Origin of the sequence: Paenibacillus sp. S28 (genome assembly GCF_016624415.1) — a bacterium.
GTDB classification, from domain to species: Bacteria; Bacillota; Bacilli; order Paenibacillales; family Paenibacillaceae; genus Paenibacillus_AQ; species Paenibacillus_AQ favisporus.
The window spans coordinates 217,857-243,090 of the sequence record NZ_JACVTM010000009.1 but is presented as its reverse complement, the minus strand read 5'-3'; the positions used below and the strand labels follow the sequence as shown (position 1 = coordinate 243,090).

22 protein-coding genes are annotated in these 25,234 nt (G+C 52.8%); 18 read left to right on the top strand and 4 right to left on the bottom strand.

From position 1 onward, the window contains the following. Nucleotides 1–3 precede the first annotated feature (3 nt). Complete coding sequence (locus tag IAE55_RS21905) at nucleotides 4–1,695, top strand: ribulokinase (RefSeq protein ID WP_145029580.1); 1,692 nt, start codon at nucleotides 4–6, stop codon at nucleotides 1,693–1,695. Between the two features lie 263 nt (nucleotides 1,696–1,958). On the opposite strand, the gene greA is transcribed toward IAE55_RS21905, so the two are convergent. Then, nucleotides 1,959–2,432 (bottom strand): transcription elongation factor GreA, encoded by a 474-nt coding sequence (gene greA / locus IAE55_RS21900; protein WP_105444972.1) that lies wholly within the window; start codon nucleotides 2,430–2,432, stop codon nucleotides 1,959–1,961. 103 nt (nucleotides 2,433–2,535) lie between these two features. Next, nucleotides 2,536–3,453, bottom strand: a complete 918-nt coding sequence (locus tag IAE55_RS21895) for an ArsR/SmtB family transcription factor (protein WP_076173556.1) — start codon at nucleotides 3,451–3,453, stop codon at nucleotides 2,536–2,538. Between the two features lie 302 nt (nucleotides 3,454–3,755). On the opposite strand from IAE55_RS21895, the gene arfA reads away from it, so the two are divergent. From arfA to IAE55_RS21860, 7 genes are all read left to right on the top strand, one after another. Next, nucleotides 3,756–5,351 (top strand): arabinosylfuranosidase ArfA, encoded by a 1,596-nt coding sequence (gene arfA / locus IAE55_RS21890; RefSeq protein ID WP_200633884.1) that lies wholly within the window; start codon nucleotides 3,756–3,758, stop codon nucleotides 5,349–5,351. Nucleotides 5,352–5,745: 394 nt separating this feature from the next. Beyond that, nucleotides 5,746–6,960, top strand: coding sequence for an extracellular solute-binding protein (locus IAE55_RS21885; protein ID WP_145163631.1), 1,215 nt, complete (start codon nucleotides 5,746–5,748; stop codon nucleotides 6,958–6,960). 181 nt (nucleotides 6,961–7,141) lie between these two features. Beyond that, complete coding sequence (locus tag IAE55_RS21880; RefSeq protein ID WP_145163484.1) at nucleotides 7,142–8,017, top strand: carbohydrate ABC transporter permease; 876 nt, start codon at nucleotides 7,142–7,144, stop codon at nucleotides 8,015–8,017. A 51-nt stretch (nucleotides 8,018–8,068) separates the two neighbouring features. After that, a complete protein-coding gene (locus IAE55_RS21875) occupies nucleotides 8,069–8,914 on the top strand; it encodes a carbohydrate ABC transporter permease (protein ID WP_089548563.1) in 846 nt (281 codons plus the stop codon). 53 nt (nucleotides 8,915–8,967) lie between these two features. Continuing rightward, entirely contained in the window at nucleotides 8,968–10,452 is a 1,485-nt protein-coding gene (locus IAE55_RS21870; protein WP_145163481.1) for an alpha-N-arabinofuranosidase, read from the top strand. 60 nt (nucleotides 10,453–10,512) lie between these two features. Beyond that, a complete protein-coding gene (locus IAE55_RS21865; protein ID WP_105444976.1) occupies nucleotides 10,513–10,773 on the top strand; it encodes a DUF6171 family protein in 261 nt (86 codons plus the stop codon). A gap of 139 nt (nucleotides 10,774–10,912) precedes the next feature. Continuing rightward, a complete protein-coding gene (locus IAE55_RS21860) occupies nucleotides 10,913–11,875 on the top strand; it encodes a glycoside hydrolase family 43 protein (RefSeq protein WP_200633883.1) in 963 nt (320 codons plus the stop codon). Between the two features lie 168 nt (nucleotides 11,876–12,043). Here the strand turns inward: IAE55_RS21860 and IAE55_RS21855 are convergent, their stop codons facing one another. Continuing rightward, the gene (locus IAE55_RS21855; RefSeq protein WP_145163477.1) at nucleotides 12,044–12,769 is read right to left on the bottom strand and encodes an SDR family oxidoreductase; all 726 of its coding nucleotides are present in this window, start codon (nucleotides 12,767–12,769) and stop codon (nucleotides 12,044–12,046) included. A gap of 124 nt (nucleotides 12,770–12,893) precedes the next feature. Here IAE55_RS21855 and IAE55_RS21850 point away from each other — a divergent pair, with 124 nt between their 5' ends. The 9 genes from IAE55_RS21850 to IAE55_RS21810 all read left to right on the top strand — a co-directional run bounded on the left by IAE55_RS21850 (nucleotide 12,894) and on the right by IAE55_RS21810 (nucleotide 22,675). After that, entirely contained in the window at nucleotides 12,894–13,520 is a 627-nt protein-coding gene (locus tag IAE55_RS21850) for a TetR/AcrR family transcriptional regulator (RefSeq protein WP_200633882.1), read from the top strand. Nucleotides 13,521–13,689: 169 nt separating this feature from the next. After that, a complete protein-coding gene (locus tag IAE55_RS21845) occupies nucleotides 13,690–14,118 on the top strand; it encodes a MarR family winged helix-turn-helix transcriptional regulator (protein ID WP_234489757.1) in 429 nt (142 codons plus the stop codon). Nucleotides 14,119–14,276: 158 nt separating this feature from the next. Further along, nucleotides 14,277–15,914, top strand: a complete 1,638-nt coding sequence (locus IAE55_RS21840) for an MFS transporter (protein ID WP_200633881.1) — start codon at nucleotides 14,277–14,279, stop codon at nucleotides 15,912–15,914. A 42-nt stretch (nucleotides 15,915–15,956) separates the two neighbouring features. Next, complete coding sequence (locus IAE55_RS21835) at nucleotides 15,957–16,589, top strand: HlyD family secretion protein (RefSeq protein ID WP_076173565.1); 633 nt, start codon at nucleotides 15,957–15,959, stop codon at nucleotides 16,587–16,589. Between the two features lie 319 nt (nucleotides 16,590–16,908). Further along, a complete protein-coding gene (locus tag IAE55_RS21830; protein ID WP_076173566.1) occupies nucleotides 16,909–17,490 on the top strand; it encodes an SLOG family protein in 582 nt (193 codons plus the stop codon). Between the two features lie 65 nt (nucleotides 17,491–17,555). Next, the gene (locus IAE55_RS21825; RefSeq protein ID WP_105444979.1) at nucleotides 17,556–18,542 is read left to right on the top strand and encodes a Gfo/Idh/MocA family protein; all 987 of its coding nucleotides are present in this window, start codon (nucleotides 17,556–17,558) and stop codon (nucleotides 18,540–18,542) included. Then, nucleotides 18,536–19,072 (top strand): hypothetical protein, encoded by a 537-nt coding sequence (locus IAE55_RS21820; protein WP_234489756.1) that lies wholly within the window; start codon nucleotides 18,536–18,538, stop codon nucleotides 19,070–19,072. The genes IAE55_RS21825 and IAE55_RS21820 overlap by 7 nt, the downstream gene beginning before the upstream one ends. Nucleotides 19,073–19,146: 74 nt before the next feature. Then, a complete protein-coding gene (locus tag IAE55_RS21815) occupies nucleotides 19,147–20,379 on the top strand; it encodes an aminopeptidase (protein WP_145163471.1) in 1,233 nt (410 codons plus the stop codon). A gap of 370 nt (nucleotides 20,380–20,749) precedes the next feature. After that, nucleotides 20,750–22,675 (top strand): PAS domain S-box protein, encoded by a 1,926-nt coding sequence (locus IAE55_RS21810; protein WP_200633880.1) that lies wholly within the window; start codon nucleotides 20,750–20,752, stop codon nucleotides 22,673–22,675. A 105-nt stretch (nucleotides 22,676–22,780) separates the two neighbouring features. Here IAE55_RS21810 and IAE55_RS21805 read toward each other — a convergent pair whose 3' ends face one another. Further along, entirely contained in the window at nucleotides 22,781–24,226 is a 1,446-nt protein-coding gene (locus IAE55_RS21805; protein WP_200633879.1) for an esterase-like activity of phytase family protein, read from the bottom strand. A gap of 238 nt (nucleotides 24,227–24,464) precedes the next feature. Here IAE55_RS21805 and IAE55_RS21800 point away from each other — a divergent pair, with 238 nt between their 5' ends. Then, nucleotides 24,465–25,058: a nitroreductase family protein gene (locus IAE55_RS21800; protein WP_145163458.1), complete on the top strand. Its 594-nt coding sequence runs from the start codon at nucleotides 24,465–24,467 to the stop codon at nucleotides 25,056–25,058. The last annotated feature ends 176 nt before the right edge of the window (nucleotides 25,059–25,234 follow it).

Genomic DNA, 25,234 nt, shown 5'->3' with positions numbered 1-25,234 from the left:
AAAATGGGGAAAAAGTATACCATCGGAGTGGATTATGGGACCCAGTCCGGACGTGCTGTACTGGTGGATTTGTCGAACGGCCATGAAATCGCCGACCATGTAACGCCGTATCCGCACCATGTCATCGACGAGCGGCTGCCCGGATCGGGCATCAAGCTGGAGTATGATTGGGCGCTGCAGCATCCGGACGATTACCTGGAGGTGCTGAGAACTTCCGTGCCGGCCGTCGTTCGTGAATCGGGCGTCAATCCCGAGGATATCATCGGGATCGGCATCGATTTTACCGCCTGTACGATGCTGCCCGTCGACGAGGCCGGCGAGCCTCTGTGCTTCCAGGCCGAGCTGGCGGACCAGCCGCACAGCTGGGTGAAGCTGTGGAAGCATCACGCGGCGCAGCCGGAAGCCGACAAGATCAACCGCATCGCCGAGGAGCGCGGTGAGGCGTTTCTGGCCCGGTACGGCGGCAAAATTTCGTCCGAGTGGATGATCGCCAAAATTTGGCAAATCCTGGACGAGGCGCCGGACATCTATGAGAAGACGAACATGTTTCTGGAAGCGACGGACTGGGTCATCTCGCAGATGACGGGCAACATCGTCCGCAACAGCTGTACGGCGGGCTATAAGGCGATTTGGCATAAGCGTGACGGTTATCCGTCGAAGGAATACTTCAAAGCGCTCGATCCGCGCCTGGAGCATCTGACCGATACGAAGCTGCGCGGCGAGGTCATTCCGCTCGGAAGCAATGCGGGAGGACTGCAGCCGTCCATGGCGGAGATGATGGGCCTTAAGCCAGGCATTGCGGTGGCGGCGGGCAACGTGGACGCTCATGCGGCCGTGCCGGCGGTCGGCGTCGTAACGCCGGGCAAGCTCGTCATGGCGATGGGCACGTCGATCTGCCATATGGTGCTCGGCACGGAGGAAAAAGAAGTCGAAGGCATGTGCGGCGTCGTGGAGGACGGCATCATTCCGGGACTCTTCGGATACGAAGCCGGTCAGTCGGCGGTCGGAGATATTTTTGAATGGTACGTAGAAGAATCCTTGCCTGCCTATGTGAAAGAAGCCGCGGCGAAGGAAGGGCTGAGTGTTCACCAATGGCTGGAAAGGGAAGCTTCTGCCTACAAACCGGGCCAATCGGGCCTGCTCGCGCTCGACTGGTGGAACGGCAACCGCTCTGTTCTGGTCGATACCGACCTGACGGGGATGATCCTTGGCATGACGCTGCTGACAAAGCCGCAGGAAGTATACCGTGCCCTGCTTGAAGCGACCGCTTTCGGCACCCGGAAAATCGTCGACGCGTTCCAGGAGAGCGGTGTCGATGTGGATGCACTCTACGCCTGCGGCGGCCTCCCGCAGAAAAATCGCCTGCTGATGCAGATTTACGCCGACGTGACCAAACGCGAAATTTTCGTGGCGGATTCCAAGCAGACGCCGGCGCTCGGCGCCGCGATTTTCGCCGCGGTGGCTGCAGGCAAGGAAGCCGGCGGCTACGACGATGTCGTGACAGCGGCGCAGCAAATGGCGCGCGTTAAGGAGGAGACGTTCAAGCCGATTCCGGAGAACGTTGAAGTATACGAGAAGCTGTATCAGGAATACAACCTGCTGCACGATTACTTTGGCCGCGGCGAGAATGATGTGATGAAGCGGCTGAAGAAGATCAAGCTGTCCACGGAAGCGGAGCTGAAGCCCGTCCGGTAATAATTTAGCGGAAGTTTTACTTGCAAAATCCGGAAAAACGCTCCGAAACATCAACTTATACTTTCTTTCTGATCTCATAAGAAAAACGTCTACCGACGTATCTTCGCAGAAGACAGACCGCATTTAGCGGAAGTCTTTCTTGCGAGATTCAGAAGCGAGAGGCTCCGAAACTTATACTTTATGATCTCTAAACAAAGGACCGTCCTGTATTCAGGAACGGTCCTTGTTTAGACGTATGGCCTATTAGGTAACTGCAGCCGACTTTAGGAAGAACGGATTTCCAGCACCTCGTATTTGATCAGCCCCATCGGTGCATCGACGGTAACGACGTCCCCGACCGTTTTACCGATCAGCTCTTTGCCCAGCGGGCTTTCATACGAGATTTTGTTCTGGTAGACGTCCGCTTCCGCCGGACCAACCACGCGGTATTCGAGATCTTCCTTGAACTCGATGTCATGCAGCTTCACGAACGAGCCGACACTGACAGCGGATGAGTCTGCCTTATCGGCAATGCGGGCTTTGGTCAGCATTTTCTCCAGCTGCAAAATGCGGGTCTCCATAAAAGCTTGGTCATCTTTGGCGGAGTGATATTCGCTGTTCTCCTTCAAGTCGCCGTAGCTGATCGCCAGCTTAATGCGTGCGGCCAGCTCTTTGCGCTTGACGGTCTTCAATTCCTCAAGCTCAGCCTCCAGTTGGGCAAGGCCTTCGGCGGTCAAAATAATTTCGTCATTGGACATAGTTCACAACTCCTCTTCATTACATTTTACACGATATCCATATTTCATGCGAAACATTCGGCGTTAGCGCGTAAATTGAAGAGACGGCAAGATCAGTCGAGTATTAGTCTTCCTTAACATCATACAATACGCGGGCGAGCAGATCCTGGCTGTAGTTGCCGAAATTTTTGCCATAGATGGTCAGGCCGCGCTTGTTGACCGACTGCTCGGTGACCGAGAGACGGAAGGTAAGCTCGCTCTTGTAATCCAGCTGAATTTGGTCCAGCGTCACGTCAGAAATCCGGCAGCCGTCGATGAAACTGCCATCGTTGTTGATGCGGATCAGCTTCAGCATGCCGTATTGGTTCAGATGCGGCGGCCACCAATCCGGGTTAAACGTGCCGCGGGCATCTCCGAAGTCCCCCGGGCTGGTCCAGGAACCGATTTCGATCCCATTTAAGTGAAAATAAATGTCCGATGGGTAATTATCGTTATATCCCGGAGCTTCCGAGCTGAGCTCCATGGAAAATTGGATTTCGCGGAATGTCTGGTTCGGCTTCAAATAATTCGGAATCCGGTATTCCAGAAACCCTTCCGCCAGCCAAATGATCTCGGCGTCGATCCGCTGCGGATCCGCAAAATAGCGCGGGTCGTCAAAGTCGCCGACGATGCTGTCCTTGGTGGCCAAACCGCAGGTAGGAACCGCTTGATAGTTGCTGTAGTGGCCGACTTGAATTTCAACTTCATACAGGTTTTCGACGTCCCTGCTGCGCAGGTCGACCATCAGTTTGTCCTTATTCAAGTAACAAATCTTCTGAATGCCGTGTTTGCCGACGCTGGTATTGATCTCAATCAGACCGCTTTCCTCCAGCTTTTTGATGTGCATCGTAATCGCACCGTTGCTGAGGTTCAGCCGGGTGGCCAGGTCGTTCAGGTTCAGCGCCTGGTTTTTCGCGAGCAGTTCGAGAATTTGGATCCGGATTTCCGAGCTGAGGGCCTTAAAAATGTCGATCCCGCTCATCAGATTTTTAATATAGATCATGGAATTGAATACCTTCTTCCGATTGTAGAGGTGGTGTTCTTTTATTTTAAATAATTATAAACTAACTAAATCGTTAATGAAAGCATGCATTCCTTTTTTGTAGATATATACGAAATAGTCATAGCATATTCTACAAATCACAGAGGGATCTTCAGGTATTTTTAAAGTAAAATAAACTGGCATTTTCCTTGATTTTATAAGGTTTCTTAGAGTTTATACATAGCTCCGGACACAGAAATTTCATTTTGGTTTAAAAAAATATAAATAGATTTACATTTATTTATTTACAGCATACTTCATCTATGTTATTTTATACTTGTAAACGGATTCATTCAATTTATCTCAAATTATTTTATTATTTTCTAAAATGGAAGGTGATATCAGTGGCATCAGCAGCAAATAAGGCCAGGGTGGTCGTGGACAAGGCATTTCGGATCGCCGAAGTGGATAAGCGCATCTACGGCTCGTTTATTGAGCATTTAGGCCGCGCCGTATACGGCGGCATATATGACCCGTCCCATCCCGAGACGGACAGCCTCGGTTTCCGGGAGGACGTAAAGCAGCTGGTCCAGGAGCTGGGCGTGCCCATTATCCGTTATCCCGGGGGTAATTTTGTGTCCGGCTACAATTGGGAAGATGGCGTCGGTCCGCGCGAGTCGCGTCCAAGAAGGCTGGAGCTGGCCTGGCGCACCATCGAGCCGAACGAAGTCGGGACGAACGAGTTCATGGCATGGGCCAAGGAGATCGGCTCCGAGGTCATGATGGCGGTCAACCTGGGAACGCGGGACGTGGATGCGGCAAGAAACCTGCTCGAGTACTGCAACCATCCAAGCGGAAGCTACTGGAGCGATCTGCGGCGCAGCCACGGCTATGATCAGCCCCATAAGGTCAAGACCTGGTGCCTCGGCAACGAAATGGACGGACCTTGGCAGATCGGCCAGAAGACGCCGCAGGAGTACGGACGCCTGGCTTATGAGACCGGCAAGGCCATGAAACTGGTGGATCCCGATATCGAGCTGGTATCATGCGGCAGCTCCAGCACGGGAATGCCGACATTCCCGGAATGGGAAGCCATTACACTGGATCATACATATGACGTAGCCGACTTCGTATCCCTGCACCAGTATTACGGTAACCGGGACGGCGATTCGGCAAACTTCCTGGCGCGGACGATGGACATGGACCATTTTATCCGCACCGTCATCTCCACCTGCGACTACGTGAAGGCGAAGAAGCGGAGCAAGAAGACGATGTACCTGAGCTTCGACGAGTGGAACGTCTGGTACCATTCGAACGACGCGGATACGAAGATCGATCCCTGGACTGTCGGTCCGCCGCAGCTGGAGGATGTCTACAACTTTGAAGATGCGCTGCTGGTTGGCGGGATGCTTATCACCTTCCTGAAGCATGCCGACCGGGTGAAGATGGCCTGCCTTGCGCAGCTGGTCAACGTGATTGCGCCGATCATGACCGAGACCGGAGGGCGCTCCTGGAAGCAGACGATTTTTTATCCATACCTGCACGCTTCACGTTACGGACGCGGGGTATCCCTGCAACCGATCGTGGATTCGCCGAAATACGACGCCCAGGATTATACCGATGTGCCTTATTTGGAGACGGCGGTCGTATATAACGAAGAGGAAGAAGAGCTGACCATCTTTGCGCTGAATCGCCATTTGGAGGAGGCGCTCGACGTGGAATGCGACGTCAGAGGCTTTGAAGGCTACCAGATTGCTGAGCATATCGTTCTGGAGAACGACGATTTGAAAGCGGTCAATACCGCGGCCGAAGAGAGCGTTAAACCGCATTCGCGAGGCAGTGCGGCATTGAAGGACGGGTTTGTGAGCGCCCGCCTGTCCAAGGCATCCTGGAACGTGATCCGGCTGAAAAAAGCTTAATTAGGGCAGGTCCTTGCTGCCTGGCTTGCAGGCGAGTTCCGGCATACCAGCCTTCATAACCCATTGGCATGGACGCAACCCATAACATCATAGACTCGCATGACTGCATCTGCCGATTCCTCTTTGACGTTTGGCAAAGGAAAGATCGTGCCAAGAGGAACGGCAGATGTTTTTTGTGGGACGAAACGACCCGCAGGAGCGCTGGCGGCATCTATCCAACATGGCCTTGATGTACATCGACATGTACGTACAAGTGAAAAGGGTTCGTGTGAAATTGCAAGCTTTCAAGTTTTTCAAATCAAAAGAAGTACGCTGAACAATAAAAAAATACGAGATATAGTATTCCATTTAGGGGGCGGAAGTTTTGAAGAAGAGCTTTGTTATTTCATTATTGATGATATTTGCGGCAAGCATGCTGTTGTCGGCATGCGGAAGCAGCAGCGAGAAGACGATTACGTTCTGGACGCCGCTGACGGGCGACGACGGGGCTTACATGGATGAGATCGTCAAAGAATATAACGCGACGAATCCTGACATCAAAGTGAAGCACGTCATCACTTCCGATATGTATACCAAGCTTTCGACCGTGCTGAACTCGGGCAAAGGCGTTCCGGACCTGGCCATTATCCACGCCGACCGCGTTCCCGGCTTCGCGAAGCAGGGCGTGCTGGAACCGATCGAAAGCGCGATCAAGGGGCAGCCGGAAATCAAGGAAGCGAATTACCTGCCGCAAGCCTGGTCCACAGGCAACATCGACGGCACCCAATATACGGTTCCGCTCGACATTCACAGCAACGTCATGTATTACAACAAAGATTTGCTGAAGAAGTATAACGCGGAATCCATTCTCGACGACAATGTCGTGACCATCGACGAAATGCTGTCTCTGAAAGGCAAACTGGCTTCGGACGAATATGTCGTCAACGATGCGCTGCTGGGCTGGGTCATTCTGGCACAGGTTCAGGACCTGGGCGGAGACATCCAGGAAAACGGCAAGCCGGCCGTCAATACGCCGGTGATGAAGCAGGCTTTTGAAAATGTGAAAAAGATCGCCGACGCCGGCCTCATGACACCGTTCGGCGAAGACGGCTACTTGATGTTCCAGTCCGGCAAAGTGCTGTTCTCGACAGACGGAACCTGGAGCTCGACGGCCCACGCCAAGGTTGACGGCCTGAATTTCGGCGTAACCAACGTATACTCGCCGACGGCGGGCAAGTTCACGAACCGCGCTTCCTCCCACTTGTTCACGATGTTCAAGAACGACAAGCGCTCGGACGAGAAAGAAGCGGGCATCGGCGCCTTCCTGGAATTCGTGCGCGAGCACTCCCTGGAATGGGCGAAAGCCGGACAAATCGTCGCAAGTAAGCAGGTGAACGAAAGTCCGGAGTACAAGCAGTTCATGCAGTCCTTCTTCACCTCGAATGAGCAGGAAACGAAATCGCTGTACATCTACACTTACGAATACTATCCGTACGTAGCCGAAGCCGTGGATACGTACTGTGCCGATATCGTCCGGGGCAATGTGGACTTGGACGAAACGCTGCAGACGATGCAGAAGTTCGTCGAGGATAAGATCGCAGAGAGCAGCAGTAAACAGGCGACCAAGTAGGCCTTTTGCTAAGCAGATAGAATGAACTAAAGAAATGAATGTTATAGGCCGTATGAGGACCGTTTTAACAGGAGGTTCCATGCAAAAAACTTTAGTTCAATCTATACAGAACGAAGGAAATAGTGTGCCGGACCGAAAGCGTCTGGTGCATTATTTCTCCAAAAGGAGAAATTACAAGGCTATGAATAAGAAATCATTTGTACCGTTTTTCTTTGTCGGCCCTCATCTGATTCTGTTTCTTATCTTCATTCTGATCCCAACGATTTACGGGATCTATGCTTCGTTTACGCAGTGGAACCTGATGAACGATCCGGTATGGATCGGCCTGGCCAACTATAAAACGATTTTGTTCGACAGCAGCTCGACCTTCCACACCCAATTTTTCAACGGCCTGAAAAATACACTGCTGTTCGTCGTGATCAGCGTACCGCTGCTCATCGTTATTCCTTTGCTGGTCGCCGTCGCGCTCGAGCACAAGCAGGTCAAGCTGAAAGGTGTCATTCAGTCGATCATCTATATTCCCGGTTTGATCTCCATTTCCGCGGCTGCTCTGATCTGGCTGCTTATTTTCAATAAACAGCTGGGCATTACCGGCAACGTATTCCATTCGCAGGTGGCCTGGGCGGCGACGCAGCCTTATGCGTGGATTATTATTTTCGTCATCACGGTATGGGGCGGCGTCGGCGGCAACATGATCATTTACCGCGCGTCCATTGCCGGCGTCTCCAAGGAACTGTACGAGGCGGCGGAGATCGACGGAGCCGGATCCGTGCGCAGATTTTTCAGCATTACCCTGCCATCCATCAATTTCCCGCTGATCTATACGTTCGTCATGACGACGGCAGGCGCGTTCAACGTGTTCGGCCAGCCGTTAATGATGACCGATGGGGGACCGAGACAGAGCACACACGTCCTGATGATGTACATCCGCCAGCTGGCCTTTGGCCAAGGGGAATCGATTGCCGGCATGGCGTCGGCGATGGCCGTACTGCTCGGTTTGGTCATTCTGGTCATTTCGGCGCTGCAATATTATGTCATGAATCGAAATACGAGGTAGGCCGCTTAGGCAGAGGCTGGATTTAGGATACGAGAGGTAGGGTTAATCAAAATGTCCAAAAAAGTAAGTATCTCCAAATATATCGCTTACCTGTTCTTGATCGTGCTTTGCGTCATTTGGGTGATTCCGGTCGTGTTCGGAATTACGACTTCCTTCCGTTCGCAGACCGAGGTCGTGTCCTCGGGCTTTCGGCTGTTTCCGAAGGAATGGATTTTTGAGAATTACGTCGCCATTCTGGAGAATACGTCCACGGCACCGATTTTGCGCTGGCTGTTCAATTCCGTCTTTATCGCGGTATCGCACACGCTGCTCGTCATCGTCATTATTTCGCTTACGGGTTACGGGTATTCCCGCATGAACTTCAAAGGGAGAGACACGCTGTTTTTCACGCTGCTGGGCATTTCGTTTTTTCCGGGCGTCGTCAACATCATCCCTTCCTATAAAATCATCGACGCCTTCGGCTGGGTGAACACCTCTTGGGCCATGATCATCCCCGGTCTCGCAGGTATGGGCAACATTTTTCTGGTCCGGCAGTTTATGAAAGGCATTCCGGGCGAGCTGGACGAATCGGCGCGTGTGGACGGCGCAGGGGATTTCCGGATTTATTTTTCGATCATCCTGCCGCTCATCAAGCCGGTGCTGATCGTGTGCGGCCTGTTTTCCTTCGTCGGATCGTGGAACGACTTCCTGTGGCCGGTTATCGTATATACGGACGTGGATAAAATGCCGATTACAGCGGGCTTGCTGCTGCTTCAGGATATTTACGGCAACTACCGCATGATCGGGCAGCTGATGGGCTCGGCGATGCTGGCGATCATTCCGACGCTGCTTCTGTTCGCCTTCGCCCAGAAATATTTTATTCAGTCAATCAATTTGAACTCTGGCATTAAAGGATAATAGGAAGTTTTTATCAAAATAAAAGACTTAGCATCTCGTGGGAGGATTCAGCCATGCATAACGTGATCGTCAATACGGATATTTCCAAAGGGAAAATCAATAAAAATATATACGGCCATTTTGCGGAGCATCTGGGCCGCTGCATTTATGAAGGGATCTGGGTCGGCGAGGATTCGCCGATTCCGAATACGAAGGGGATCCGCAACGACGTGCTGGCGGCCCTCAAGAACATCAAGGTGCCGGTTCTGCGCTGGCCGGGCGGCTGCTTTGCCGACGAGTACCACTGGAAGGACGGCGTCGGCCCAAGGGAAGGCCGTAAACGGATGGTCAACACGCACTGGGGCGGAGTCGTCGAAAACAACCATTTCGGCACCCATGAATTTATGCTGCTCTGCGAGCTGCTGGAATGCGAGCCGTACATTTGCGGCAACGTCGGCAGCGGCACGGTTCAGGAGATGTCCGAGTGGGTCGAGTACATGACGTTTGACGGCGAATCGCCGATGGCCAACTGGCGTAAAGAGAACGGCAGAGAGCAGCCGTGGAAGCTGAAGTATTTTGGCGTCGGCAACGAAAACTGGGGCTGCGGAGGCAACATGCGTCCCGAATACTATGCTGATCTGTACCGCCGTTATCAGACGTACGTGCGTAATTACGGCGACAACAAAATTTACAAAATCGCCGGCGGCGCCAATGTGGACGATTATAACTGGACGGAAGTGCTGATGAAAAACGCCGGCTGGCTGATGGACGGTCTGAGCCTGCACTACTATACGATCCCGGGCGACTTCTGGCTGGGCAAAGGCTCGGCGCTCGATTTTGAAGAAGGCGAATGGTTTATCACCATGAAGAAGGCGCTGCATATGGACGAACTGATCACGAAACACAGCACGATCATGGACAAATACGATCCGGAGAAGCGCGTCGGCATGATCATCGATGAGTGGGGCACCTGGTTTGACGTGGAGCCGGGCACAAATCCGGGATTTTTGTACCAGCAGAACTCGATCCGCGACGCGCTGGTGGCCGGCGTGCATTTCAACATTTTCCACAACCATGCGGACCGTGTCCAGATGACGAACATCGCGCAGACGGTGAACGTCCTGCAGGCAATGATTTTGACCGAAGGCGAGAAGATGATCCTGACGCCGACGTATCATGTGTTCGATATGTTCAAGGTCCATCAGGATGCCGAGGTGCTGGCGGTCGAGTCTGCGGTCGGAAGCTATGAAGTGGGCGGCGAGGCACTGCCGCAGGTAACCGTGTCGGCTTCCAGGGATGCCGAAGGCAAGGTGCATGTCAGCCTGGTCAACATCGACCATGCCGGCGAAGCCGAAATTAGCCTGGACCTTCGCGGCCTTGCTGCCGAAAGCGTGCAGGCTTCCGGCACGATTCTGACGGCTGACCGGATGAACGCGCACAATACGTTCGAGCAGCCGGATGCCGTGGCACCAAAAGCGTTTGACGGCGCCAATGTTGAAGGCGGTCGTTTGAGCGTGAAGCTGCCGCCGATGTCCGTCGTTACGCTGGCCATTCATTAATCGAAGGTTGGCTGCGTGCAGCGCCATTACAATAACAGCATATAGGGAGGGTGAGTTGTCATGGATCGTCAGGAAGGCTGCAAAGGGTGCAGCGAGAGCGTCCAGGTTTCGCCGGAAAAACTGCAGCGGCTCGTAGAGATCGCGACCCGCGGCAGGGAGACGGCATCCGAAGAGGTATACCGCCGGCGGATCGGGCAGTGCGAACAGTGTCCGGGGCTTCAATACGGAACGACCTGCCAATACTGCGGCTGTCTCGTTGAGGTGAAGACCCGGCTGCTGGAATCCGCTTGTCCTTATCCTTTTGCCCCGAAATGGAGCTAGATAGAATGAACTAAAGAAATGAATGTTATTGGCCGCCTTATGGGGCGTTATAACAGGAAGTTCAATGCAAAACTTTAGTTCAATCTATATGGAACAATTGATTTTGGCATGAAGACATAGACATAAAGGAGAGCCTGATATGGAGAGAAACGAAACTTACAACAACCCGGTCGTGGAGCAGCGCGCCGATCCATGGGTGTACAAGCATACGGATGGTTATTATTATTTCACGGCTTCTGTGCCGGAGTACGACCGGATCGAAATCCGCCGTTCCAAGACTTTGCAAGGTTTGGGTGAAGCCGAACCGGTTGTGGCATGGCGCAAATACGAGACCGGACCGCTCAGCGCGAACATCTGGGCGCCGGAGATTCATTTTATTCAGGGAAAATGGTACATCTACTTTGCGGCGGCGCGGACGACCGAGACCAATGACGGATTGTTCGACCACCGGATGTATGTTCTGGAGAACGACTCGGCCAATCCGCTGGAAGGAACTTGGACGGAGAAGGGAAAGATTCGCACCCAGTGGGAGTCTTTTGCGCTGGACGCGACCACCTTTGAGCATAACGGAGTGCTGTACTATGTATGGGCTCAGAAAGACCCGGACATCGAGGGCAATTCAAATCTGTACATTTCGGAAATGAGCAGTCCTTGGACGCTGCAGGGCAAGCAGGTTGTGATCTCGACCCCGGAGTATCCGTGGGAAGTGATCGGCTTTAAAGTCAACGAAGGGGCAGCCGTCCTGAAGCGGAACGGACGCATCTTCATCAGCTATTCGGCCAGCGCCACCGACCACAATTACTGCATGGGACTGCTGTATGCCGACGAATCGGCGGATCTGCTGGATCCGGCCTCCTGGGTGAAGTCGCCGGAACCGGTATTCGCCACCAACGAGGAGAACGGGCAGTATGGGCCGGGGCATAACAGCTTCACGGTATCCGAGGACGGGGAAGACGTCATCGTTTATCATGCCCGGAATTATAAAGAAATTATCGGCGATCCGCTGTACGATCCGAACCGGCATACACGGATGCAGATCTTCGGCTGGAATGAGGACGGGACGCCAAATTTCGGGGTTCCGGTGAAGGATGGAGAACGGTAATTTGTCGGGAAACAAGATTTGTTAGAGCCTGCAGCTTGGCTGCAGGCTCTTTTGCGATTATATGCGATGGTCAAAGTAGCCGACTATCTCTTCTTCCCAGTTTGCCATAGCTCTTGTAAGAAGCTCAAAAGCGGATTGAGGGTGCCACTGGGGTAGGATGTTCCGTTTTTATATACCTGACAAGATTGCACCACCCTCGACTGGTAGTACGGTTCCGGTGGTGTTTGTGTTTTTCGCCAAATACACATACGCCTCAGCGATTTCTTCGGGTCTTGCAACGTGCTGTACTAAAAGTGACTGAGCAATCTGCTGGAACATCGCTGTACGACTTTCGGCGTCCATCCCACTGAAAACAGGTGTATCCACCACCCCTGGCGACACAACGTTGACTCGTATCGGCGCCAAATCCATAGCCATAACACGGGCAAGGCCTTCAATAGCTGAGTTCAGTGCAACCAGCGTCGAGGCACCCTTCATCGGTCGTGCGGCAACTGCACCGGAAGTCAGCGTGATCGAACCGGACTTTTTGATAAAAGGCAAGGCGGCTTTCACTGTTGCGTATTGTCCCCAAAACTTGCTGTCAAACTCAGCCCTCGCAACATCGATTCCCAAAGATCCAAAGGGGCCTTGGGAAGTTGTGCCCCCGGCGGCGGTAACGACGAGGTGATCGAAGTCACCAATCTTTTCAAAGAACTGTTTCATCTGGCTTTCATCCTGGAAATCAAGGACGTACCCCTGCGCTGTCCCGAGTTCTTTTACTGCCGCGTCCACTTTCTCTTGTGAGCGACTGGCAACGATGACTTGAGCACCTTGAGAAACAAATAATTTGGCGGTCGCCAAACCAATGCCCGAAGTACCACCTACGATTACGGTTCGATGATTTTGCAATGACATGTTTCATACCTCCAGTATAGAGTGATGTTTTTATAAACGGAACTATTACTCCGTTTATTATACGGAACATAAACTCCGTTTGTCAATTTAGTGTATAATGATATTGTGTAAGGGGGTTATTCATATGCCGAAAAAAGTGCCATCGCAAGCTCTAGAAGTTAAGGATTCAATTTCAGTCGGCGCAGTTACAACGGGAAAACCATTACGGGCAGACGCCAGACGAAACAGAGAGCTTATACTCGACGTTGCAACGAAAGTTTTCGCCACTGAGGGATTGGATGTTCCAATAGATGAAATTGCCAATCGTGCTGGGATCGGGATTGGAACGGTATATCGTCACTTTCCGACGAAAGAAGAATTGATTGAAGCTGTAGTTTTCAGTTTTAAGCAACGTCTTATTGAGAAAGCAAGTGAGATGCTTGAGCAAAACGATCCAGGACAGGCTTTTTTTAACTTTCTGTCGCTAATTGTGAGAGAGGGCACGGGAAATAAAGCGCTTATCGCTGCCCTGTCCCGTTCTGGTGCCGACATCCAGCGTCCGCTCTCTGGCATCTCGCTGAATTTTCAAAATGTACTGGGAGAACTACTGAATCGGGCTCAGCAAGCGGGTTCGGTTCGTAGTGACATTCAAGTGACCGATCTAACAGCTATTCTATTCAGCGTTTTGCGTACTCTTGAACACAATGATGATTCCGGATTGTCGGAGCGCATCCTGTCGGTTGTATGTGACGGGTTACGTGGCCGTTGCTGAACCACTCTATAAACGCAAGAGAAACTTCTCCTAAACTCGATCTGCCTTCCATAAATGTACGTCGATTGACGTTCTTTCTGTTTACCCGGCCCCCCGGATGCAAAGTCCCTTCGCGCAGTGGTATGATATATTTATGAGAGCGGTTTAGCGAGAGAAGAGGGGGAGGAAGTTGAACAAAGATCGACTGGATATGATCGAGTACCAGATCGCCCTGCTGGTCCGGCTGACGACGGCGCTCAGCCCCAGATTCGGGAACCTGGACCGGTCGGAGTATCTTCTGCTCAGCGAGCTGGAGCACGCGGGCCCGCTGGCGATCAATGTGCTGGCAGAGCATCTGCTGCTGAACCTGTCCACGGCCAGCAGGCAAATCGCGGTGCTGGAATCCAAAGATTACGTCAAGCGGTATCCGGACACGAACAATGGCCGAATCAGCCTCATTGAGATTACGCCCGGCGGGCTGGATATTCTCCACAAAGTCCAGAAAGCCAGACATGATGCGTACGCAGACATCCTCAAGGATTGGAACGGTGAGGGGATGCAGCACTTGGAGGACAGCCTGACCCGGCTTAACCGGGATTTGAAACAACGGCATAAGTAGATCAGGAAAAAGCTGTGGATTTATCCAATAGCTTTTTCTCACTGCCTGCGAAAATGCCGTTGCCAGCTGATCCGCATATGTTGTATAATACAACTTGCTATTTACAAGTTGTTCTGCATACGGACGTAATCATATACAAGACGAAAGGAGGAATCCGGATGAGTCAACTCATTAGCACTCCGATGTCGGAGAAAGAAAGGGTGGCCGTTCCGCAGTATTTGATCATATCGCTGCTGACGATTTTTGCGATCGGGCCCCAATACTTCAGCAATCTGGCTTATACCATCAACCAGGTGATCATTCAGAACGGACTGGATATGAGCTCGAATGATCTGCAGCTGCCGTCCACGCTGTCGAACCTGGCTTTCGCGCTCGGAGTACCATTTGGACCAGTGCTGGCCCGCAGATTCGGCCTCAAGGCGCACTATCTGACGATGGTGTTTATTTTTTTGTGCGGCTCGTTGATCAACGCCGTGTCCACCGATGTGGCCGCCTTGACGATCGGGAAGGTGATTCAGGGCCTCAGCGCCGGTACGCTGTTTCTGGCGATTTTGCCGGTGAGCCTCCGTTCATTTCCGAACAAGATCCGCAATACATTTCTGTTTATGGTCATCACGGGCCTGTTTGGGGCAAGTGCCGTCGGAGCCTATTTCGGAGCCGTCTCCCTCAGCCTTGATGCCTGGCGCTGGCTGTATGTGCTGAACGTCGCCTCCGCCATCCTATGTCTGGCCGTCGGCTATTACGGCCTGCCGAGATCGGAGGAGCATCACGGCGAGCACGAGCCATTGGATAAAACGGGAGTGTTTTTGTATGTATTGACCATGATTTCGCTGGTGATTCCACTGTGCAATTTGATGCAAAAGGGGTTTACTTCGTATGAGGTGTGGCCGTTTTTGGCCGTCGCCGTCATATTGGCGGTTCTGTTCGTCATCGTCGACCTCAGGGCCAAGACGCCGCTCGTTCCTTTCCGTACGCTGAAGGCGCCCAAGCCGATTTCGGGCACGATCATGGCGATCGCGTCCCATGCGGTGCTCATCTTTGCGATTGCGGGAATCACCGGCTTTTTGAAAAATAACGTCAGCTTGTCGCCAAGTTATTTGTCCCATTTTTTCCTGTGGTTCTTCGTCGGCATTCTGATCACGGCTATTTTAAAAACCCTGCTGTACGACCGGCTCGGCGCTGGCGTCCTTTGTTTTATCGGATCGCTGGCCATTATTTATGTCTGCCTCAGCTGGCGAAACCTGGTGCCAACCGTAACGCTGCCTAAGCTATACTTCCAGGCTGCCTGCCTTGGCGGCGGCGTCAGTATGGCTCTGGTCAGCGGAGCGCTCGGCACGGCCCTCGCGGGGGATATTCACAAAGCCTCCATGCGCTCCACGACGCTGCATACGATGCGGAATATCGTCGGCGCGGTGCTGTCTCCGCTGCTGGGCTGGTATTTGAGCCGGCAGAACACCATGAATTACGAGCAGATCCGTTCCCATCTGGGCGAGTTTGATGCCGAAACGAAGCTGGAGCTGGCACAGATGACCCGGAAGCTGATGGGATCGGGAATGACGGCAGCCCAGGCGCAGAGCACGGCTTCCTATGAGCTGATTGCTAATACGAAGCGGGCGGCCATCCTAGGAGCGTACCATCACTTGTTTACGATAATGCTGGTTCTTGCAGTCATTATACTGCTGGCTTCTATTGGAAAAATCGTGACAGGCAAAGGCTTTTCGCTTGTGCAAAAGCCGAAAAAGCCGCTTGCCCTGCCGGGTCCCAAGGAAAGAGTAACAGCGGAATCCCATTCTTAAGATACATTCAGAAAAAGAACGATATGGAGGAGAACAGGCAAGATGAACATTCGTTTAATCATCGGAAATGTTGTGGGCGTGCTGGTCGTGTTTATACTGATCGCAGCCGGCGCCTATGTTTATTACCAAAATGAAAACTACATCAAAACAAGCGACGCGGTCGTGTCCGCGGACATGATGCCCGTCGTATCCACTTACAGCGGCGTGCTGACCGACTGGCATGTCAAGACCGGATCGAACGTGACTGACAAGGACGTCGTCGGCACCGTATCCGACGGAACGAAGGCCGTACCGGTCAGCACCCGGATGAACGGTAAAATCATCAAGAGCGATGCGCGGAAGAACGAGCTGGTCCAGGCGGGACAGGTGCTCGCCCAGGAAGCTGACTTGGATCATATGTACATCATCGCCAATATTAAGGAGAAGGACCTGAAGGACCTGAAGGTCGGCCAAAGCGTCGATATTAACGTGGACGGAGATTCGGGCAAAACGTTCAGCGGAACGGTCGACGAAATCGGCTATGCAACGACCTCGGTGTTCTCGGTGCTTCCGCAGCAAAGCTCAACCGGCAGCTACACCAAGGTCACCCAGAAGGTGCCTGTCAAAATTTCGATCAACCAGCCTTCGGATAAAGTGCTTCCCGGCATGAACGCCGAAGTGAAAATTTCTTTATAATCTGTATAAGGGGAATCATTTTACTTCCTTGCTTGCATCGTATTTCTTGGTTCAACTTATATATACTTCTGTGAAGGGGTACCTGCCCGCCATTGAGGAATTGGCGTTGGGTGCCCTTTTGGCTGTCTTCCGGCGTTCTGGACCACTCCCTGCCTTGATTTCGCGGTTATCATCTCCATGCTGGAAAGAGCGGCACCGAGCACAATCTGAATTTGCGGTGGAAGCCGCAAGGCAAAACAAGGTATGATAGAAGGAATGAATTACTCGCGGATCATCTGTTGAGGAAGAGGCATTCCAACTAAGTTAAGGTGTTGATGGTATGAAAAATTGTCTGGTCACCGGATACCGGGCGCATGAGCTGAACATCTTCGGCCAGAAGCATCCGGGCATTCCGTATATTAAGCAGGCGATCACGGCCAAGCTGATTCCGCTCCTTGAAGAGGGACTGGAGTGGGTCATCACCCCGGGGCAGTACGGCGTGGACCTGTGGGGCATCGAGGCGGCTATTGCGCTGAAAGAGCAGTATCCAGAGCTCAAATGCTCGATCATTTCGGCCTTTGCCAGCCCGGAAGAGAAGTGGAAGGAAGATAAGCAGGAGTATTACCGGCAAATCCTCAGAGAGATCGACTATTACGGTGTCGTCAGCAATCAGCCCTATAGCGGCCCGTGGCAGTTTGCGGCCAGGGATGATCTGCTGTTCCGGAAGACGGACGGCATCGTGCTCGTATATGACGAGGATGCGGGCGAGGGCACCGGCAAGTTTTATAAGGAGAGAGCCTTGAAGAAGCAGCAGGAAGAGGGCTATGAGTATATTAACATCAGCTCTGAAGATATCCAGTCCATGGTGGGCGAGGCCGCTCATGACATGGATTCCGAAGTGGACAGCTTCTTTGGGGAATGAGACAATATAGTCATCGTGAGTATTCACAAAGACAGAACTGACAAGTTAGGAGAGGAAGCGAGAAGATGATACGATTCGGGGTAATCGGAACCAACTGGATTACGGAGCGGTTTCTGCAGGCTGCCGCGGAGAATGACCAGTTTCAGCTTGCCGCAGTATATTCCCGGACCCTGGAAAAGGGAGAGGCTTTTGCCGCGGAGCACGGATCTCCGCGGGTGTTCACGGATCTCGAGGCAATGTTGTCGGACGGGGTTGTAGACGCGGTCTACATCGCCAGCCCGAACTCTTTTCACGCGGACCAGGCGATCCGGTGCATGAACCACGGCAAGCATGTGCTTTGCGAGAAGCCGATGGCTTCAAACAGCTTGGAACTGAAGCGGATGATCGAGGCGGCCCGCAGCAATGACGTGCTGCTCATGGAAGCGATGAAGTCCACGCTGATGCCGAATTTCAGAATCATGAAGGACAACCTGTATAAAATCGGCCAGATCCGGCGGTATTTTGCCAGCTACTGTCAATATTCCTCGCGCTATGACGCCTTTAAGGAGGGGACGGTGCTCAACGCCTTCAAACCCGAGTTTTCCAACGGTTCACTCATGGATTTGGGCATTTACTGCATCTATCCGATGGTTTCGCTCTTTGGCCGGCCTGAATACGTGAAGGCGACAGGTATCATGTTGTCATCAGGCGTGGATGGGGAAGGCAGTATGGTGCTGCGCTATCCGGAGATGGACGCGGTCATCATGTATTCGAAAATATCCGACTCCTTCCTGCCCGCTGAGATTCAGGGTGAGAACGGAACGATGGTCATCGACCGGATCAACCAGCCTTACGAAGTGAAAATCCAGTACAGGGACGGCACGGTCGAGGACCTCACGCAGCTGCAGACCCATGAATCGATGTACTACGAGCTGGACGAGTTTATCCGGTTGATCGAACGCGGCAAACGCGACAGCAAGATCAATTCTTTGGAGAGCTCCCTCATCGTGGCGGAAATTATGGAGGATGCGAGACGCCAGATCGGTCTCAAATATGCGGCAGACGTATGGTGATGTTCGATCCGAGCATTTTCGACAACCTGAAGGTGGCGGTGGAGAACCTGGTCTACGACCTGGACAACCTGGACGGTGCGGTTCGAGTCACCGGCCGCGACGACCGAATGGAAATGTCGGTCATGTCGAGGGAATTTGCCATTCGGTTCGTGCGCAGCGGGAACGAAGCGGTGACCGCGGAGATCGGTCTTGCCGCCTCGCTGGCCGATTTGGCCGCGGAGCTGCTGGAGCAGAAGGAGGCACAGCCAGGGTGCACTATCCGAATCCGCTTTTATATGGAAGTCGGTCCGCAGGGCGAAGAATGTGCTGTCATCCAGAGCCTGCTGGAACAGCGGTGGCCGGACCAGTCGGTGTCCCAGACGCTCAGCTGGCGCTATGGCGATGAGACGAAACACTTGTCGAATACGGCGGAAGTCCGGTTTGACCGGAAAATCGACGAGGAACAGATGGAGGATCTGCCAGGGCTGCTGGAGCATGTCGTCCGGACCCTTGACGAACTGACCGCGCTGCTGGACCCAAAAGGAAGATAAAGTGGTCATCAAGGGGGGGGCTCCCCTCATCGCAGCATAACAGAGAAGCACTTCGTGCAAATGGAGGAAATTTGATGTATCCAACAAAGCGGCAACTAGAAAATTACGCGGAGCTAGCCGTTAAGGTAGGGGTGAACGTCCAACCTGGGCAGACCGTCGTCGTAATGGCGCCGATTATGGCCGCAAACCTTGTCCGGCTGATTTCGCTGAAAGCATACGAAGCCGGTGCTCACAATGTCTATGTGGAGTATAACGATGAGCAGCTGTCGAGGATAAAGTACCAGCATGCTCCGGAAAAAGCATTGTCGGAATATCCGCAGTGGCGGGCAGACTCCATGGTGCAGTATGCGGAAAGCGGAGCGGCATTCATTCAAATCTACTCTCCTGATCCAGAGTTGCTGAACGACGTGGAACCTGACCGCGTTGCAATAGCGTCCAAAACGGCCGCTGCCGCGTTGAATAAATACCGCAGCTACCTGATGGCCCACAAAAATGCCTGGACGTTATTGTCGTACGCTACGCCGGAATGGGCAAATAAGGTGTTCCCTGGTGAAGAAGAAAATTCCGCGGTGCAAAAACTGTGGAAGCATATTATTGAAGCGACCCGGATCGATCATGAAGACCCGGTATCCGCATGGGGAGTACATAACGCAAGACTCGGCAAAATGGTTCAAATTTTGAATGACAAAAGCTACAGGCAGCTTCAATTCGAAGCGACAGGCACTTCGCTGACGATTGATTTACCCGAAGGCCACATTTGGCTTGGAGGCGCTAAGTATAACGAAAACGGGGTTTTGTTTAATCCGAATATCCCGACAGAGGAAGTTTACACGCTTCCAAGCAGGGACGGCGTCAACGGAACCGTGAAAAGCACGAAGCCGCTAAATTATAACGGCGTGGTCATCAATAATTTCTCGTTGACCTTTAAGGACGGCGAAGTTATCGAGTTTGCTGCCGAGGAAGGAGCCGAGGCGCTGCAGAAGCTTTTGGATACGGATGAAGGAGCGCGGAGGTTAGGCGAGGTTGCACTCGTTCCTCACGACTCTCCGATTTCGAATTCGAATGTGATCTTTTATAATACATTGTTCGATGAAAATGCCTCCTGCCATCTGGCGCTTGGTCAAGCCTACCCGGTCAATCTTCAGAACGGCAAAGAAATGGATGCGGAGGAACTGCTGAACAAAGGCGCAAATCAGAGCCTGGTTCACGAGGACTTCATGATTGGCGCAGCCGATCTATCCATTGACGGAATAACGCGGGATGGACGCAAAGAAGCAATCTTCCGTAACGGAAACTGGGCATTCTGACCATTCCGCTTGCTTCTTACGCCTTTAGGCGAACAAGGAAACCGCCTTTTTGAGAAAGAGCGGTTTCTTTGCGTTCTGATTGGTACAATCTTAAGGTGACCCTAATCTTGGGGTCATCGTCCATTCGGTCGTTTATTTCACGAAGAAAACCTGGAAAAGGAAAAAAGTTGGTCTATAAATTTCGCCATCATTTTGTCATAATTGTCGTTAAAAAGGTTTCAAAATCGTCAATTTTGTTTATATCTTTTTATAAGCATGCTTATGCTTATTTTGGTATGTCAGGGGTCGGACAGCAGTTCCTTTAAGATATAAACATGATGGAGAGAAAAATACAAAAACCAGGCTGCACTACCATGGCAGGAGGCGCAAAATGAACAGAGTACAGAATGATGAGGAGTATTCTTATTTACAGCATGTGTACCAAAATGCTCCTTTTGGTGTTGCCGTGATTACCGTCCGGGGAGAATGGGTTCAAGCAAACCCGGCGCTCACCCGCATTCTGGGATATTCCTGGGAGGAACTTCAGAAACAGCGTTTTGAGAGGTTGATTTACCGCGAGGATCTGGATACCAATTTGAACCAGGTGAGAACGCTTATTCAAAACTATCCCGAGCAGACTTCCATCGAAATTGAGGGCCGATACATCCGGAAAGATGAGAGAATCGTGTGGGCGGCCGTGCATATTTCCATTATGCCGGACGCGGAGGGAAATCCCGAACATTACATCGTCGTTTTGAACGATATTTCCCATACCAAGGCTGCCGAGCAGAAGCTGCAGGAAACCGTCGAGCGGTATACCTCCCTAAAAAGATATAACCACGACGCGATCATTTCACTCGATTTAAATGGAAATATTTTGAATGCCAATACCCGTGCCGAGCAGATGACCGGCTGCAAAGTCAGCGAGATGGCGGGCAGGAGCATTGCGCGCTTTATCGGGGAGCGGAACCTGCAGCGGGTGTTGAAGGAAGCGCTGAACAACCCGACCGTAGAACAGGATATCAAGACGCTGCGGCATAAGGACGGCCACATGGTGGAGGTCATCACGACGCTGGCACCCATCATCATCAACAACAAAAATGTGGGCTTCTATATCATTGCCAAGGATTTCACCGAGCAGCGGCAGCTCATTATGGCCAAGGAGCTGGCGGAAAGTACGAATAAAGCGAAAAGCGAGTTTCTGGCGATGATGAGCCATGAGATCCGGACGCCGATGAATGGTGTCATCGGAATGACGGATTTGCTGGAGACGACGACGGACCTCGACGATGAGCAGAAGGAATATATCGAAATTATCCGCAAGAGCGGTGAAACGCTGCTGGCCATCATCAACGATATTCTGGATTTTTCCAAGGTGGAAGCCGGTATGACGGAACTGCAGGAGGATCTGTTCGATCTGAAACAGTGCATCCAGGAAACGTTCGATATGGTGTCCGCCAAGGCGAGCGCCAAACAGCTGGAGATGTCCTTTACCGTTGAGGACGACATTCCGGAGATGCTCTTCGGGGATCCCAAGCGGATCAAGCAGGTTCTCATGAACCTCGTGGGCAACGCGGTGAAGTTTACGCTTCATGGAGGGATTACGGTCAGCGTTCGGAAGGTGTTCGAGGAGGACGAGCTGATCGATCTGGAATTCAAGGTATCGGATACAGGCATCGGCATTCCGGATAACAAGCTGGAAGCGATCTTCGAACCGTTCTCCCAGGTGGATAATTTCATGACCCGCAATTATGAAGGAACCGGGCTGGGGCTGGCCATCAGCAAGAAGCTCGTGAACGTCATGGGCGGCAATATATGGGTAGAGAAAAAGGAAGGTCCTGGAACGACCTTTGTGTTTACAGTCCTTCTCAAGAACCGGCAGGAGCCTGAGCATGCCAAGCACTGCGAACAAAAGGAAACATCCGATACCGATCCGCTCAACATCCTGATTGCGGAGGACAATGAGATCAACCAGATCGTGCTCCGCAAAATGCTGGAGAAGCAGGGCCATGCGGTGACCGTCGTCACCAACGGCCACGATGTGCTGCGGGAAGCCGAGAATACGAAGTATGACATCATCTTCATGGACGTCCAGATGCCTGGTATGAACGGTCTGGAGACGACCCGCAAGCTTCGGGCGACCCTGCCGAAGGATAGCTGTCCGATGATCGTGGCGGTCACGGCCAACGCGCTGAAGGAGGACCGGGATATCTGCCTCGGGGCAGGGATGGACGAATACATCAGCAAGCCTGTCAAAAGCCAGCCTGTTCTTGCTGTATTGGAGCAGGTCAAGCGAAAGGTTGGCAGCCGGCGGTAACGGCAGGGCGAAGATTGACCGCCAATCCTAAACGGCTTTTCGCGGAACCCAAAAAGACCGGCCACGGAGGAAGTCTCCGTGGCCGGTCTTTTATAGATTTGCGCCTTATTTTAAATCGTAGGGAAGCTCGAAGGTCCACAGGTCCGTGCCGTTTTCCTTGGCATCCGGATTGGTGACGCCAAAGTCATTGTCGTTCACAATGACCAGCGTATGTCCGTTCACCAGCGAGATGCCTTCAATTTTCTCGTTCGGATAGTTGAATTCCACCGCATCGAGAACGGTCCGCTTGAGCGGCGTCATAATGCCGGCTTGGCGAAGCTCGGCCGGGCTCATCTGCTCCAGCGTTTTGCCGCTAGGTCCCGCCTCGTCATACTTGCCGAGAATGTTGGTTGCATCGGTCAGGTTGATGGCATAAATCCGTTTGAGCTGGGCGGCATCGCCGGCATTTTTGTCGCGTTCGTCGATCAGCAGGGTGTTCTCATCGATGACGTTAAGATCAGAAATAACGATATCGGATTGCTTCAGGTCCTTAAACTGGCCGGCGTCTTCAGTAAGATAGGCGTATTCGGCTACCGGCTTGAGAGTGGCCAGATCGATCTTCAAAATGCGGAGCGCCCAGGAATTATCGACGCTCTTGTCGGGATTCCGCAGCGGGCTCTGCATAGCCATGAACATCCACTTCCCGTCCGGCGTAATTCCGACCGCTTCTGCACCGCGGTTCTGGCGGCGGTCCAAATAAACGGCAGGCAGCGTATTCTTCAGCGGCAGCGCTGCCGTGTTCAGCTCGGAGCTGATCCCTTGGGGAGCAAGGCGCTGCACCAGCGTACCGTCGCGTTTTACCTGTACGAGGTACGGGCCGTACTCGTCGGAGATCCAGAATGTATCGTCTTGTGGATTGTAGGCAAGCCCTTCGATATCAAGTCCATAAGGATCGTAAGAGATGACTTTCTGGGCGGTCGTCTCATAAGGGACCTCGTCCCGGGATTTCAGGTTCGGCAGTCCTGTAATCTTGCTGCTGCCCGTCACGGGATCTGTGCCGTTGATTTTGAGCGGAATGGTCTCCAGGACGGTGATTTTCCCTTGATCCAGCTGGATTTTATAGATGGACGGCGTATAGTTCGGCAGCGGGAACGTCCGGCGGGTCTCGCCGTTTACGTCGATTTCCCCGTTCGGGCCGCGGTCAGCCGTCGTATAGAAGACGTTATCCGGGTCGCCCGGGATATGCGTCAGCGAGGAGCCGATGCCAAATTTGATGCCCTCCGCCAGATCCGCATGATCCAACGTGTATTTACCGGTCAGCTTGGGCTTGTCCGTAAAAGAAGCCGTTTGGCGAACTTCGTCCCAGTCGACATACTTGCCGAGCAGGTTGCCGAGGTCGCGGATCGGAAAATACAGGTGATCCTGCTGCTCAACGGCAGGGACGGACGGTGTAAACGACTGTCCATTAACGGAATACTTCACATCGGCCGGTGCTGCCGATGCGCTCTGAAGCAGGGCTGTGCCCCCCACGGACAAGGCCGCGAGGGCGGAAACGAACCATTTTTTTGTCATAGTGATGAACCCCTTCCCGAAGGATATGTATAAACAACTTGTCTGCTTCAGTGTACGCTTGCAGTGTTAACGCATCATTATCGGAACGTCACCGCAGGGTAAAAGGGGGTAAACCTCCGTCTTCACGTAGCTTGGAGAAGCCCGATGGAATCGCCGGGTTAGAAATCGCGGTCCGTTTTTTGCTACAATAGTACACAGGACTTGAATAAGCATTCTTAAAGAGAGTGGGGAATGAGATATGAACGTATCGGAAGCGATCCGCTCCAGACGGAGCATCGGGAAAGTGACGCAGGAGGAAGTGCCTGCCGCTTCCATTGAACAAATTCTGGAGGCGGGCACCTGGGCGCCGAACCACCGGATGACCGAGCCATGGCGCTTCTTCGTCCTTCGCGGGGAAGGACGGGATCTGCTCGGCAACGCATTGGCGGAAGTCGCTGTGGAGCAGGCGGGCGGACCGGGATCCCCGGAAGCCGAAGCAGCGGTGGAATCGGCTCGGCAGAAGCCGATGCGCGCCCCGGTTGTCATCGCTGTGGCGGTCACGCCGAAGGATCACCCCAAGGTGATTGAACTGGAGGAGTACGGAGCGGTGTTCGCGGCGATCCAGAATATGCTGCTGGAAGCGCATGCCCTGGGTCTCGGAGCGATCTGGAGAACCGGCGAGCCGACATACCACGCCAAGATGAACGAGCACTTCGGTCTTGGCCCGAACGACAAGGTACTCGGCTTTATTTATCTGGGCGTTCCGGCTGAAGGACAGGCGCCTCAAGGCAAACGCACGCCTTACCAGGATTTGACCGTCTGGGTGGACCGGGCGGATGCATTAAAGAAATAGAGGGTGGCTGAATAACGCGGCTGCTCTTATGCGGAAGAAGAGCCTGCGCGGCAAGCGCGGGCTTTTTTTTCGTGAAACGGGAAGGGAGAGCTGTCAAATGATGTTCCTTGAATTGAATTTCACCGCTTTACTTGACAACAGGGCGGTGATTGTACAAAGCTTAGGGCAGAGAGGAG